Below are 13394 nucleotides of genomic sequence, written 5' to 3' on the forward strand. Positions count from 1 at the left end.
TGATGGAAACATACTATGTAAGAGCTTCGGACGTAAATAATTTAGTGACTGGCGCTGCTTTCTTAGGTACTGGCGGGGGAGGAGATCCTTATATAGGGGGTTTAATGCTTAAGAAAGCCATAGAGAGAAGGGGACCAGTAGAAGTGATAAGAAGTATCAAAGGTAGTAACGCCCATATAGTAGGAAGTGCAATGATGGGTGCTCCAATAGTTATGATCGAGAAGGTACCAAGTGGAGATGAGGCTCATAAAGCACTTAAAATGTACTCAGAACTTACCGGTAGAAAAGTTGAATACATTACTCCTCTGGAAATAGGTGGAGTGAATTCAACTATCCCTCTTATAGTTGCTTCAACTTTAGGTTTACCAGTGTTGGATGGAGATGGAATGGGAAGAGCGTTTCCAGAACTCCAGATGACTACGTTTTATTTTTACGGAGTAGATCCATCACCGGTAGTAGTTCTGGATGAAAGGGGAAACGTTTCAGTAGTTGAAGGAATAGACGGTGTATGGGCTGAAAAGATAGCCAGAGTGATAACTCTGAGATATGGTGGGGCAGCATACATATCCCTTTATGGAACCACATTAGACATGTATAATAAAACAGCAGTCTTAAATACCTTATCATTAGCGCTAAATATAGGGGAATTGTTAAATCAGTCTAAGTTTAATGAAGTATTAGATTACTTAAAGGCTAGAATATTATTTAAGGGAAAAGTCGTTGACGTTATTAGAAGAATAGAGAAAGGATTTTCGAGAGGTTTTGTCATAATAGAAGGAATGGAGGAGTACTCTAATAGATCCTTAAAAATAGATTTTCAAAATGAGTTCTTAGTTGCAACTCTTAAAAACAATGTGTTAGTTACAGTTCCAGATCTAATAACAGTCTTAGATGTGTTCACCTTTAAGCCAATAACAACTGATAGGATCAAATACGGTCAAAAGGTCTTAGTTGTGGGAATCCCGGCTCACGAAAGGCTAAGAACAAAAGAGGCATTAAAATATATAGGACCGAGAGCTTTTGGATATAGTATAGATTATAATCCAATAGAGAAGAGGGAGGAATTAACATGGCTATAAAAATTGGTGTAGATATAGGTAGTACGCACACTGATGCAGTAGCACTAGAAGGAAGAAATTTAATATATGCGACAAAAGTAGAAACCACACCAGATCTCACAGAGGGATTGCTTAACGCCATAACTGAGGTTATAAATAACCTTGGAGAGAAGAAAAATGAGATTAAAGCTTTAATGATAGGAACTACTCACGGATTAAATGCAATACATCAAGCTAAAAGACTAAATAGAGTAGCTGTTATAAGGATAGGTTTACCTGCTGGAGAGGGCGTACCACCTCTTACGGAATGGCCAGAAAGGCTTAGATCCTTCGTTACTAGCGTATATTCAGTAAGGGGAGGGCATGAATATACTGGAGAAGAGATAGTGCCTCTCGACGAAAGCAAAATATATCAAATAGCTAGTGAAATAAATGGGAAAGTTGATAGCGTAGCAATAACGTCAATATTTTCCATCGTTAATCCAGAGCATGAGAATAGAGTTAAGGATATTTTAATAAAGGAAGGAATAAGCGTACCAATAACGTTATCACATCAAATAGGAGGCATAGGCCTTATAGAAAGAGAAAACGCTACAATACTTAACTCATTGATCCTAAACATTTTCGATAATTTAATACAAATTTTACAATCCCTTCTGCACAAACTCGGTTTAGAAAATGTAGAGCTTTATTTTGCTCAAAACGATGGTACTATCGCTTCTGCTCAATTCATTAGAAAATTTCCAATATTTACAGTAGCGGGACCAGTTTCAAATAGCATAAGAGGAGCTCATTTGCTAACGGGAATAACAGACGCTATTGTTATGGATGTTGGAGGAACAACAACTAATGTTGGAGTTCTCTATAAGGGATATCCAAGGGAATCAGCTAGTCCAGTTGAGATAGCTGGTATAAGGACGAATTTTAGGATGCCAGACATATTCACTTTAGCACTAGGTGGAGGAACAGTCATAAAAGGAGAAGAAATAGGGCCAGAAAGCGTGGGTTTCATGCTTACTAAAAGAGGATTATCTTGGGGAGGGGATACGTTAACCGCTACTGACGTTTCGATGGTAGTTAAGGGAATCAAAATTGAAGGATCTAATCCAGAACTTATAAGGGATAGATACCAAATAGAGTACCTTAAGAAAATCTATAGTAAGATGTTAGAATCTTGGGAGAACGCCATTGACATGATGAAAACTTCTAAGGAGGACGTAATAGTAATAGGAGTAGGAGGAGGGAGCATTATGTTACCTGAAACTTTGAAAGGTTCTTCCAAACTGGTAATTCCTAAAAATGCTCAATACGCTAATGCTATTGGGTGTACCCTTACTAAAGTCGGAGCTACGATAGAGAGAACCTTCTCGTATGATCAGACCAGTAGAGATACTGCAATTAAATCATTAATAGAAGAAGCTAAGAAGACCGCGATATCTGCTGGAGCTATCGATACAACAATAGAAGTTAGGGAAATTGAGGAGTTGCAAATGCCGTATTTACCGGGTAATGCAATAAAGGTAAGTGTGAAAGTCGTAGGAGAATTAAAGATTTGACAATTTTTTATATTCGTTTAATATACTTTTTGAAATTACCTCTTCACCACCTACCTCTCTCCATTTTGATGAAACTGGAATTCCGATAACTCTAACCCTAATACCATATTTAATCATATCTGATGTAATTATCTTATTTTTGTAATCCACTAGATTTATTATATTTGGTGCAATTGAAATAATGTTATTATTGACTTCAAACAATAAGTATTCATTCTTAACATATAACTTAGCCATATAGTCTTTATACTCCTCTAAACCTTCAATCGTTACTATAGCTGAGTTGAAACCTGGTAGATTAATTCTTCTCACATCGACAACTTTCCCGTGAAAGAGTATTCTACCTTTGACGAAATCTAACATGGAATCCAATCCTTCTGTATTCAATATTTTGCCAATATCTATGCTCAACGAAATACTTCCTAATATTGCACTCTTAATATAACTCTCTCCGTTCATAGGATAAATTGCAATATAACCTCTTCCTCCAAACCTAACAGTTATGCTTCTAGCGATTTTTTCAGCATAATAGTTATCAACTGAGTCCAAAATTACTTGATTACCCCTCTCATCAACTATACACATTGGCGTGGCATTGATACCGTAAAAGTGCGAAGTAGTCATGTAAAGTTCCGGAAAAGCTCTTCCCTCTAAATCTCCATCAACTAAAGGCTTATTGGCTAATAATGAAGCTATAAAAGGTACTACAGAGTTTATACCACCTATCTCTATTGATGTAATCTTGGACGCTTCCCTTTTGAGAAATTTAGATAAACACTCGTAAGCTTTAAAATATTCTGTCCCAGCTGGTATTTTTTCTATACCTACCCATGGAGATCCCATACCTCCTACTCCAATAATGAAATCGTTGTCAGCTATTCCCTGTTCATAATATAGCTCGTGTCTATTGAGTTCTTTCATTTTTGTCTTTAATATTTCATATCCCAGAAACGGATTACCTCCTCCTCCAGAACCTAAAACTGAACTACCAATTGCTAAATAATATATATCTCTTTCAGAAACCTTATACATCTTCTTAACCAAGTTAGAATTGCCAGAACTTATTTAAAAAGTCACCTAAAATATAAAGAGATAATTTGTTTTTAAGAATGGATAGGACTGTTAATATATCTAGAAATATTCTTACGATTTTAGATAGAAATTATAACGAAAATTATATAGAAAGAAATAAGTAGTTTTGCTATTCCTATTAAATAATTAGTTAAATATTTAGATCCTTATGAGGTATGGGTAAACCAGCATATTCATCTAAAAACTTTATAAAAGCTTAATCCGCAAACAAGTAAGCACTTTGCATATTTTAACGTTATAATACGTATATTTTATAAACATAATGGGGAATTTATGATAAGAATTTCACAACGGCTTTGTTTTATATAACGATTTAGTCGTTATTAAGCAATACTCTTTCCTTATTAACGTTAAAGATGGATTAAGGTTCATAAACTGAGTAAAAGAACTTATCAGCCTTAGGCGTTAACTTTTTCCTTAATTCTATGAACAAGTCATATGCTTTATATCCCTTCCAATCATCGGGCAATAGATCTTCTGGCAAGTCTGGGTCTATGTTCAAAAATTTCCTATATTCATGTACGAGATTTATTCTAGTTATGAAAGCTTCACTTTCACTTAATCCTTCAACTTCTATGGAAGACCACTTCTCTATGAACTTCTCATATTCCTTTTCTATCTCACTCAAATTCCAACACTTTTTCACAATTGACTTAGGATCTCCAAGGTATTCTGAGAGGAACACATCTATTTGTCCTTCTTTATTTGTAGAATTATTAATCTCTTCAACGAATTTTAACACAATATTTTCCATAGGATTTGGAGAAATCCACGTAGATTGAGCTAGCATACCAAAGCCTAACCATCTCAGCTCTTTCCTCAACTTATCCCTTAACTCCCTATTACCCTCTGGAATATTATACACAACTATCCTCCACTTTCCATCCCATTTCTTCCTTGCCTTCTCATATACCCTCTTAGTCCCCTCACTTAACCTAAGCATTCCCTTTTGTGATAATTTATAACTGATCTTTTTATTTTTCACATCTTTTATCGTTATCACTAGACCCCTTTTCTTCATCCTATGCATACCAGCTCTTACAGCACCTTCACTGAACCCAAATTCTTTAAATATTCTTATCAAACTCTTAAGACTTATACTATCTCCTACATCTTTAATATAATCTCCATAAATTGTGAAAAACAAGGATTGAATCTTCATACTATCACAATAAATGAAATAGACTTAAAAAACCTACTTCATTTAAACCTTATATTCACCTAATCTAAACTTATACCTCTGTATCTTACCCGTCGCAGTCTTAGGAATTTCTGAAACAAACCTTATCTCCTTAGGAACCTTATAGTGGTCCAACCTTTGCCTCAGATAATTTCTTATATCTTCAGCTAACTTCTCATCAGCTTTATACCCTTGTCTTAAAACTACAAAGGCTATAACTTTAGTTAATCCAACTTCATCTGGCACTCCAACTACAGCTGCTTCTGAAACAGCTGGATGTGTTAAAAGTTCTGCCTCAACTTCTATGGGAGATATCCATAATCCAGAGGATTTTATCATATCATCAGATCTGCCTACATAATAATAGTATCCATTCTCGTCTCTATAGAACTTATCTCCACTCCTAAACCAAACTCCTACCATGTTCTTCCTAGTACTCTCATAATCCCTCCAGTAAAACATCGCAACACTATCACCCTTAACGTATAGATCTCCCACTGTATTAGGAGGGACTTCTTTACCGTCTTCATCCACTATCTTCACCTCGTAGCCTGGGACAACTTTGCCAGTACATCCCGGTTTGGATTCTCCAGGAAAGTTAGAAATGTAAATGTGTAACGCCTCTGTTGATCCTATTCCATCCAGAATTTCTAACCCATACCTCTCCTTCCATTTAGTGTAAATAACTGGAGGTAGAGGTTCCCCAGCGGTAACGCAAAATCTTAAACTACTTAAATCGTAATTCTTCCAGTCCTCAACTTGTAATAAAGCGTTATAAAGTGTCGGTACACCAAAGAAGATAGTTGGTTTATACTTGTGTATAACCTCTAACACTTTCTTAGGCTCTACCCTATGGGGGTATAAAATAACAGATGCTCCATTATCAAAGGCGAAATATGAACCGTTACCAAGTCCATATGCGAAGAAGAGTTTTGAAGCACTGAATAATCTATCCTTCTCATTAACTTTAAGGACGTTTTTAACATAAGTGTTAAGGACTACTAATATATCTTTATGTAAGTGAACTGCTGCCTTAGGATGTCCAGTTGTGCCAGAAGTATATAACCAAAAAGCCATATCGTTAGGTGAAGTACTCTCAGCTTCTAAACTATTACTTTGATTAGAGGTTATTTCACGATATGATATTACTTTTAACGCATTAGGTCCTTCAGATAAATTTTTAACATCCTTTATAACGGGTAAGGTTATCACATACTTTAACCTTTTAGGTTTAATAACTTCTGATAATTTAACCCAAATGTCCTGCTCTACTACTAATACCTTAGCCTCAGTATCCTCTATATGGAAGTTATACTCATCTGGTCTAAGGTAGGTATTTATTGGGACTGGGATAGCTCCTATCTTCATTGAGCCATAGAACGTTGATATAAAATAAGGAGAATCGTAACCTATCATCAATACTCTATTTTCCTTTTCTATCCCTAATTCCCTTAGTGCGTTTCCAAACTTGTTTATCTCCTCAACTACCCTCTTATACGTCCACGTCTCACCCTCATAGTATATTGCTATTCTTTGATCATCTTTTTCCCATTTCGAAAATAGATAATCCGTTATATTTAAAACTTTGCCATACTTGCTTGACATTTATATTAAACTTTTTAAACAAGTTAATAAGATTTACGCTAGTTATATTGTACGGATAATTCTCGTAACTATTATTAGTGCAATACCATTGTCTTATAAGGATCTATTTGAGAGAACCCCAATTTGCTGAGTTCTTCATTTACACTTTTAATGAATTCATTGACAGAAATATCAACAATGTTTAACTGTTCTAAGTATAACTTGCTTCCTATAACGTTATTTAACTGATTGATCATCTCAACAGCCCTAGGGAACCAAAAGTTAAGTGCACCTTGCATTCTCTTCTTCTCTTCGTAACTTCTTAAAACATTATAAGAGAAGTGTAAGTGATATTCCTCTTCCTTGGCTAAACTGGATGCAAGGTTAGCTAAGGGCTCATAAATTATATCTTTAATAGCCCTAAGCTGATATAACCCAGCTCTATCTATCAGATATACGTAAGAGATTACGTCTTCCCAGTTAAATAACGGTAAATTAGATACTTCCAGCAGATGTAATCCTAGCCTAGCGTTCTGTATTTTTTCTGTATTAACGTTAAAGTTCTCTAATAACCTTATTAGTTGCCATCCGTGGTTTAGCTCATCTGAGACTATCTTTGCCATAAATAATCTTCCATCCACGTTAGGAGCGTTAACGAGCCAAGGTGAATATTGCTCAACCATAGCTAGTTCGAAGTCAGCTCTCGTTTCGATTATATTCTTAATAATATTCTTTAGTTCATCTGGTATTTCTCTGAGATCATTTGTCCTCTTTATGATAATCTCACCATATATATCTAATTTTTAGAAACTTTTATCTTTTTCGCTTTTTACTTCTTACGTACAGAAAACGTTATATACTTTAAACGCAAATCATATTTTGTGGTAGTCCCAGAATACACCAAACCAAAAAGGGTAATTGGATGGGGAGAGTATAAAGGTTTGAGGAAGTTTGAGTCAACATACGATATTCCTCAGGAGGCTGTAAACGTACTAATGAGACTTTTATCCGTTCAAGGAGATACAGAGTTTGCCTCAATAGAACAGCACTTACCTTGGTTAATTCATGCTCCTAAACTCTCTGATAGAGTTACGATCTCTAGGATAATGGTAGATGAGATGAGACATGGTTGGCAGGTAATCCAAGTACTGAAGGAATTCGGAGAGGAAGGAAAGAAAATAGCTGAAGAATTGTTATGGACTAGAATGGGCAAACATAGACTAGACGCATTCAATATACCATTTAATATGTGGGAAGATACTCTAGCATTCACCTTTCTAATAGATAGAGTTGGTATGTTCCAATTATTAGCCTTCCAAGACTGTAGCTTTGGTCCATTATCTAGGATAATACCTACAATGCTAATGGAGGAGGAGTTTCACGTAAACTTTGGATATAATGGGATAAGGGAACTAGTAAAGGAGGGTAAAAAGGACTTGGCTCAAGCATTAATAAATAAGTGGTTCCCTAGAGGTCTAGATATGTTTGGGCATTCAAAATCATATACGATAGATTTGGCTTACAAATACGGTTTAAAGAGGTATAAGAATGATGAGTTAAGGGAGATGTATATAAAAGACGTAAAAGAGTTGATAGAACCTTTAGGTTTACAGTTACCAGATATTTATAAGAATAGAAGGATATTATAAGGTGAGATGTAATGGGTTTAAAAGAGTTAAGCCCTAAATATTTCAAAATAGAAGTAGAGGATAATGTCGGAATAATTAAGTTGAATAGACCTCCAGCTAATGCTCACAATCTAGAGATGTTAAGAGAATTAGACAACATCATAGTAGAGGCTAGATTCGACGATAGTGTTAAGGCATTATTGGTTACCAGTAATGTACCAAGATTTTTCTCAGCCGGATTTGATATAAACGAGATTAAGGAAAAACCCCCAGAATATATAGGATTATCAAGTCAGTTCAGCAAAGAGGTAATGTTAAGGATGATGTCTACTAAGAAGCTGATAATAGCTAGCATAAATGGTCATTGCATGGGTGGTGGGTTAGAGTTAGCTTTGGCATGTGATTTGAGGTTTGGTGCTAATAGTGAAGAAATAAAGATAGGTATGCCAGAAGTTGCTAATCTAGCTTTAATACCTGGAGAAGGAGGAACTCAGTTTCTAGCCAGAATTGTAGGTAGATCAAAGGCTATTTATTTAATGACTACTGGTAAAACATTAACACCTAAAGAGGCTTATGAGTTAGGACTCCTTGACAGATTAGTAGAGCCTGAGAAATTATTTGAAGAATCGTTTAATTTTGCTAGACAAGTTGCTAAGGGACCAGCATTAGCTGTAGGATTTGCTAAATTGGCTGTAAATGAGGGAATGGACTTACCTTTGTATAGTGCGTTTGCATTAGAAAGGGAGATGCAGAACCAAGCTTTAGCTTCTGAAGACGCTAAAGAAGGTGCTAAAGCGTTCTTCGAAAAGAGAAAACCAATCTTTAAAGGAAAGTGATATTTTTACTATTTTTTGTTCCATGCGCTAGTGTGTGGAAAACAATTTCATTTACTTCCACATTCCAACTTATGCTAATAGATTTAGAGTATATTTGGTGTAAGAGGTCAAGGCTAATACAATCTCGTCCAAGGAATGAAAGTAAGCTTAAAAGGTAGAGATAGTCTAGGAAATCAAGCCTATTCTCGCCCTAATAAATAACCCTAAAAATACTTTTCCACAATAAAGAAAATTCAATTTATATCAACAAATTGTTGTCCACACACGTGCTAAGCAGAATAAGTATATATATCTTGCTTTCCCTTACTATCATGATGGAGAAGGATTTAACAAGAGTTGATGAAAGCTACATTAAGGCTAGAGTCTTGGAGGTCATAGTTGACTTAATACTTTCTATTGAGTTGTGGAATAGGGGACTAACTAGAAACTCTGCTGGTAAGGCATTTAATGCTGTCAAAGCTTTAATAAGTGCACTTGTACTCATCAATATGCAAAAGCTTATAGAAACTGTAAAAGACGAGAAGGAGAGAAAATGGTTATCAAAAAAAGGTTACTCTGCACCTACACACTCAATTTACGGACTTTCCTTACAGTTAAAGAGTATAGGTATTGACGTAAGCGACTTGATAAACCGTGCCTTGAATTTACATGATTACCAATATAATGGTTTTGACCCAGATTTTTCTAGGTATAGAAATAAAGCTGAGGTTAAGTATGACTTAGAATACGTCATTGACACGGTAATTAACATACTCCCTAAACTCTTCAAGGATTTCTGGGGGAAAGAAACGGAAGATTTATATAAAACGCTTGTCAAGGAAAGGGAGACTAAAGTTTAAGATGCAATAATAAAATTGAAAACGTAAGGGACGTTGTAACTGGGAAACCCTCCAATTACATATCACAAAGCCACGTATTTGAAGAACTGGTGTACGAAGACCCCTTTCTAACTAACGTTATAATTGACTTTTGATAGGGTAATCCTTATGTCATACGTCAATAAAAATAAACTTTCATGACGAGCTACAGGTATAACTTGAAGCGGTTACGAGAACGATATTGCGATAATTCTCTGACTAGTAAATATGTGGACAATAATTTGGTTGATATAAATTGAATTTTCTTTATTGTGGAAAAGTATTTTGCATGAGGCAACTCATCTATTAGGGCGAGAATGGGTTTGATTTCCTAACACTTAACTCAACAAGAAACACAATAACAAGATGGCTAAAAATATTCTTCAACACAATTTACTCGAAATCTATTGGCATAAGTTAGAATGTGGAAGTAAATGAAATTGTTGTCCACACATGAAAAAGGTAAAAAAGAATTTAAAAAAAATTAAATGAATTTTTACCTAAATGTAGTTAAAATTATGAAGATAATTAGGTAGCATTCTCATAGTACATAGTATTATAGAAGTATATCAAGTACCCATCAACATCGGTAAATACTACTCCCTTTACATAAGGCTGTATAAAGTAGTACGATGATGGTACTGGAAGCCATATATATGGGGCTTGATTGTATATTATGTTATACACTGTCTTTATCATATCAGCTTGCTCGGTTACGTTAGTGATAAAGGGCAAAGTTTCATATATTTGTTGTAATTCGGAGTTATTAAACCATGCTGAATTGCCAGAAGGTCCTCCAAACTGTATGTCAGTTAACGGCATTAATTGCTGAAAGACTGGATCTGGCCAATCCGGTGTCCAACCTATTGCAATCATATCTGGCGTTGATTGAGGGGTCGCATACGACTCTATCACTGAGAACGTTACATATTTAACTGAAACTGATATACCTATTTGATTTAAGTTCTGCGTTATAATGTCAAACTCCTCTTGCATGGTGTTAGTTACGGGAGCTAAGGCTACTATTTGTAAAGTCGGTAAAGGATTACCCTTAGGATTGCCTATAACGGTTCCATTAGATAATGTTACGTAGAAATCTCCTTCATATCCAGCTTCATTTAGATAGTGTAAAGCTAGAGACAAGTTGTATGAATAGAAGGATAAGTTTCCAGGATTGTATAGTATGCCATATTGAGGGGAAATGGGACCTAAAGGTAGATCAGCTAATATATTTCCATTATAATTAAATATGCTTAATAAGGCTGAGTAGTTAATGGCGTGAACTATGGCTAATCTAAGATCTGTAATGTTCAATGGGTAAGTTTGTGTGTTCATTGAAATGTACTGAACGCCGGGTAATACTCCAAAATCATAAAACGTCTGGTTTATCATATTGTTGTAAGGGGATGCTTTTAATATCTGATTTATATACGCTATGGAGACGTAAGAGATTTGGGCTTGGTTTGATACGAAATCTTCTACCCTATCAGTATGGGATAGTCCGTAATAAACCTCAACGACTGGTATATGAGCAGGTTCAGCAATTAATGGTACTGAATGGTTTTCAGCCCAGTAATGAGGATTTTTAATTAGCGCTATTTCAGAGAAACTAAGACCAACAAATTTAATCACATAAGGTCCAGTGCCTATCAGACCATATGAGTTTGCGTAATTATTAGGGCTATTTGGTTGAACTCCTCCATGTTCATCCACGCTAACTGGATCAACTATAGCTCCCCAAGAGTTAGCTATATCTAATAAGAAGTATTTATAGGGATGCAAGGTGTTTATTTCTACCTCATATGGTCCTTTAACAACTACTGCTTGGTATGGGTATTCCATTATCTTCTGAATTGTTTGATTGTTTGCGTTGAAGTGTGATAGGATAGATGCTAGGACTTGTGCAGCTAATGTAGCATTTTTAGTAGTTGGTAAACCGGTAACTTGTTGGATTGCATTAGCTACTCCCCAAGGTAAAGCATAACCAGTCTGACCATACTGCGTTGAATTAAATAATAAGCAAATGTAATCAGCTACACCCGGAGGTTGTCCCATCAAAATAGTCCTATATAACGAGAACCATACAGATGATGCATTTACTTGATTTCCATCAGAAAACGTTACATAAGTTCTTAAGTAAAAGGTCCAGTTTTCGTAGTTTGTTGTAGTCCAGTTTTGAGCTATTACGGGAACAACTTGTAAGTAATTGGAACCGTTAGGTTCTACTAATTCTTGATATACTGCATAATATAGAGGCTCAACTTGGTCTAAGAAATCAGTAGCTGGATCCAAACCACTAGGAGCAGCAGTCTGAGCTACATCTACCAATACAGATTTATTAGAGGGTTGAAGAACACTAACAGAGCTTACGGTAGTAGTATTGGTAAAAGATGAGGTACTTGAAGGAAAAGTAGAGGGCTGATGATGAGAAGACGTTATGATTAGAACGCCACCTACTATAGCTATAACTAATATTACAATTATAACAACCGTTATTACTTTCATACTTAATCCGGATCTTATTTTCTTAACTTTTTCCACCCTCCTTTCATCATTCGTGATTAATATTAATACTTTATCATTGTATGATATGAACAAGGTTTAAGCTTATCGTGAGAAAGTGTAGAGGAATACTATATAGAATACAACATAATCGTACTTCAACAAGAAATTTTTACTATTCGTACAAAGAGAAATTACATTAAAGTAATAGGTTTTATTTTCCTCAGTGCTAATTAATTTGGTAATATTATTGATGATGCTATTATATAGATAGATCTAAACTTACCTAAGACTCAATAGGTCTAAGAATTTTCCATACTGATAAAAGGTTTAAACTCTGAGGAAGAGAGTTAAATCAGCGATAATCTTTTTAGAATATAAACGGATTTAATCATGTGAGTAGCACAGTAGACGAGGTTTACAATAAGCTAAAAAACGATAAGGAGTTCATTGAAAGGTTAGCTAATGCTATAGCGGATAAAATCGTAATAAAGAAATTAGAAGAGTTAAGTAGTGAAATTGTGAGATTAACAAGTGAGATGAATAAGATGAGAGAAGAATTTAGTGACGAAATGAGGAAGTTAAGAGAAGATCAGAACAAATTAAGAGAGGATATAAATAAGATGAGAGAAGAATTTACCAACGAGATAAAGAAGTTGAGGGAGGATATGAATAAGTATTACACGCAGATAGCTAAATTTGTGGAGAACTTAACTACAAGCATTGAGGATGATGCTCAACTTTACTTAGAGTGGTTAATAGAAAAGGAGTTGGGTTATAAGGTTCAAATTAGCAGGCTTGAATTGGAAAACATTGCTGAAATAGACTTATTTGCAGAGTTTGGTAATTACGTTTTGATAGGCGAGGTTAAAAGTAGGGCAAATAGGAGTGTCTTTCATGAATTAATGAGAAAAATCGAGAAGTTGAAGATGAGTAAGCGGGAAATGTTTGAGAATAAGAAGATAATTCCCGTCATATTCACGTTAAGCCCAACAATAGATTTGATACAGTTATGCAAGGAGAGCAAAGTTTTCTTGACTAGCGGTAGTAGGAACTTAACTGAATTTAAGGAGATCATCTAAGTACCTCACAAATTTATTT

General features: G+C 35.2%; 11 protein-coding genes. 6 read left to right on the plus strand and 5 right to left on the minus strand.

Going from position 1 to position 13394, the window contains the following annotated elements:
• Positions 1–2: 2 nt before the first annotated feature.
• Complete coding sequence (locus tag BFU36_RS12875) at positions 3–1079, plus strand: DUF917 domain-containing protein (protein ID WP_069284395.1); 1077 nt, start codon at positions 3–5, stop codon at positions 1077–1079.
• On the plus strand, positions 1070–2614 hold the full coding sequence (locus BFU36_RS12880; RefSeq protein ID WP_069284396.1) for a hydantoinase/oxoprolinase N-terminal domain-containing protein: 1545 nt from the start codon (positions 1070–1072) through the stop codon (positions 2612–2614). The genes BFU36_RS12875 and BFU36_RS12880 overlap by 10 nt, the downstream gene beginning before the upstream one ends.
• Here BFU36_RS12880 and BFU36_RS12885 read toward each other — a convergent pair.
• The 4 genes from BFU36_RS12885 to BFU36_RS12900 all read right to left on the minus strand — a co-directional run bounded on the left by BFU36_RS12885 (position 2603) and on the right by BFU36_RS12900 (position 7264).
• Positions 2603–3646 (minus strand): DUF917 domain-containing protein, encoded by a 1044-nt coding sequence (locus tag BFU36_RS12885; protein WP_069284397.1) that lies wholly within the window; start codon positions 3644–3646, stop codon positions 2603–2605. The two genes, BFU36_RS12880 and BFU36_RS12885, sit on opposite strands and share 12 nt — an antisense overlap.
• A 421-nt stretch (positions 3647–4067) precedes the next feature.
• The gene (locus BFU36_RS12890) at positions 4068–4868 is read right to left on the minus strand and encodes a DNA-binding transcriptional regulator (RefSeq protein ID WP_069284398.1); all 801 of its coding nucleotides are present in this window, start codon (positions 4866–4868) and stop codon (positions 4068–4070) included.
• Between the two features lie 42 nt (positions 4869–4910).
• Positions 4911–6491, minus strand: coding sequence for a benzoate-CoA ligase family protein (locus tag BFU36_RS12895; RefSeq protein ID WP_069284399.1), 1581 nt, complete (start codon positions 6489–6491; stop codon positions 4911–4913).
• A gap of 74 nt (positions 6492–6565) precedes the next feature.
• Positions 6566–7264: a Phenylacetic acid catabolic protein gene (locus tag BFU36_RS12900; RefSeq protein WP_342719108.1), complete on the minus strand. Its 699-nt coding sequence runs from the start codon at positions 7262–7264 to the stop codon at positions 6566–6568.
• Positions 7265–7351: 87 nt separating this feature from the next.
• Between BFU36_RS12900 and BFU36_RS12905 the strand changes: the two genes are divergently transcribed.
• The 3 genes from BFU36_RS12905 to BFU36_RS12915 all read left to right on the plus strand — a co-directional run bounded on the left by BFU36_RS12905 (position 7352) and on the right by BFU36_RS12915 (position 9773).
• The gene (locus tag BFU36_RS12905; protein WP_069284401.1) at positions 7352–8119 is read left to right on the plus strand and encodes a Phenylacetic acid catabolic protein; all 768 of its coding nucleotides are present in this window, start codon (positions 7352–7354) and stop codon (positions 8117–8119) included.
• A gap of 11 nt (positions 8120–8130) precedes the next feature.
• The gene (locus BFU36_RS12910) at positions 8131–8934 is read left to right on the plus strand and encodes an enoyl-CoA hydratase/isomerase family protein (RefSeq protein ID WP_069284402.1); all 804 of its coding nucleotides are present in this window, start codon (positions 8131–8133) and stop codon (positions 8932–8934) included.
• 314 nt (positions 8935–9248) lie between these two features.
• Positions 9249–9773, plus strand: a complete 525-nt coding sequence (locus tag BFU36_RS12915) for a PaREP1 family protein (RefSeq protein WP_069284403.1) — start codon at positions 9249–9251, stop codon at positions 9771–9773.
• A gap of 546 nt (positions 9774–10319) precedes the next feature.
• Here BFU36_RS12915 and BFU36_RS12920 read toward each other — a convergent pair.
• A complete protein-coding gene (locus BFU36_RS12920) occupies positions 10320–12296 on the minus strand; it encodes an ABC transporter substrate-binding protein (protein ID WP_069284824.1) in 1977 nt (658 codons plus the stop codon).
• A 392-nt stretch (positions 12297–12688) separates the two neighbouring features.
• Between BFU36_RS12920 and BFU36_RS12925 the strand changes: the two genes are divergently transcribed.
• Positions 12689–13375, plus strand: coding sequence for a DUF1640 domain-containing protein (locus BFU36_RS12925; protein ID WP_069284404.1), 687 nt, complete (start codon positions 12689–12691; stop codon positions 13373–13375).
• Positions 13376–13394: the final 19 nt, after the last annotated feature.

Origin of the sequence: Sulfolobus sp. A20 (assembly GCF_001719125.1) — an archaeon.
In the GTDB taxonomy this organism is placed as follows: domain Archaea; phylum Thermoproteota; class Thermoprotei_A; order Sulfolobales; family Sulfolobaceae; genus Saccharolobus.

Coding starts and splice junctions, on each gene's coding strand:
- BFU36_RS12895 (WP_069284399.1), bottom strand. CDS start 6,491: ATGTCAAGCAAGTATGGCAAAGTTTTAAATATAACGGATTATCTATTT.
- BFU36_RS12910 (WP_069284402.1), top strand. CDS start 8,131: ATGGGTTTAAAAGAGTTAAGCCCTAAATATTTCAAAATAGAAGTAGAG.
- BFU36_RS12885 (WP_069284397.1), bottom strand. CDS start 3,646: ATGTATAAGGTTTCTGAAAGAGATATATATTATTTAGCAATTGGTAGT.
- BFU36_RS12920 (WP_069284824.1), bottom strand. CDS start 12,296: ATGAAAGTAATAACGGTTGTTATAATTGTAATATTAGTTATAGCTATA.
- BFU36_RS12890 (WP_069284398.1), bottom strand. CDS start 4,868: ATGAAGATTCAATCCTTGTTTTTCACAATTTATGGAGATTATATTAAA.
- BFU36_RS12875 (WP_069284395.1), top strand. CDS start 3: ATGGAAACATACTATGTAAGAGCTTCGGACGTAAATAATTTAGTGACT.
- BFU36_RS12915 (WP_069284403.1), top strand. CDS start 9,249: ATGGAGAAGGATTTAACAAGAGTTGATGAAAGCTACATTAAGGCTAGA.
- BFU36_RS12880 (WP_069284396.1), top strand. CDS start 1,070: ATGGCTATAAAAATTGGTGTAGATATAGGTAGTACGCACACTGATGCA.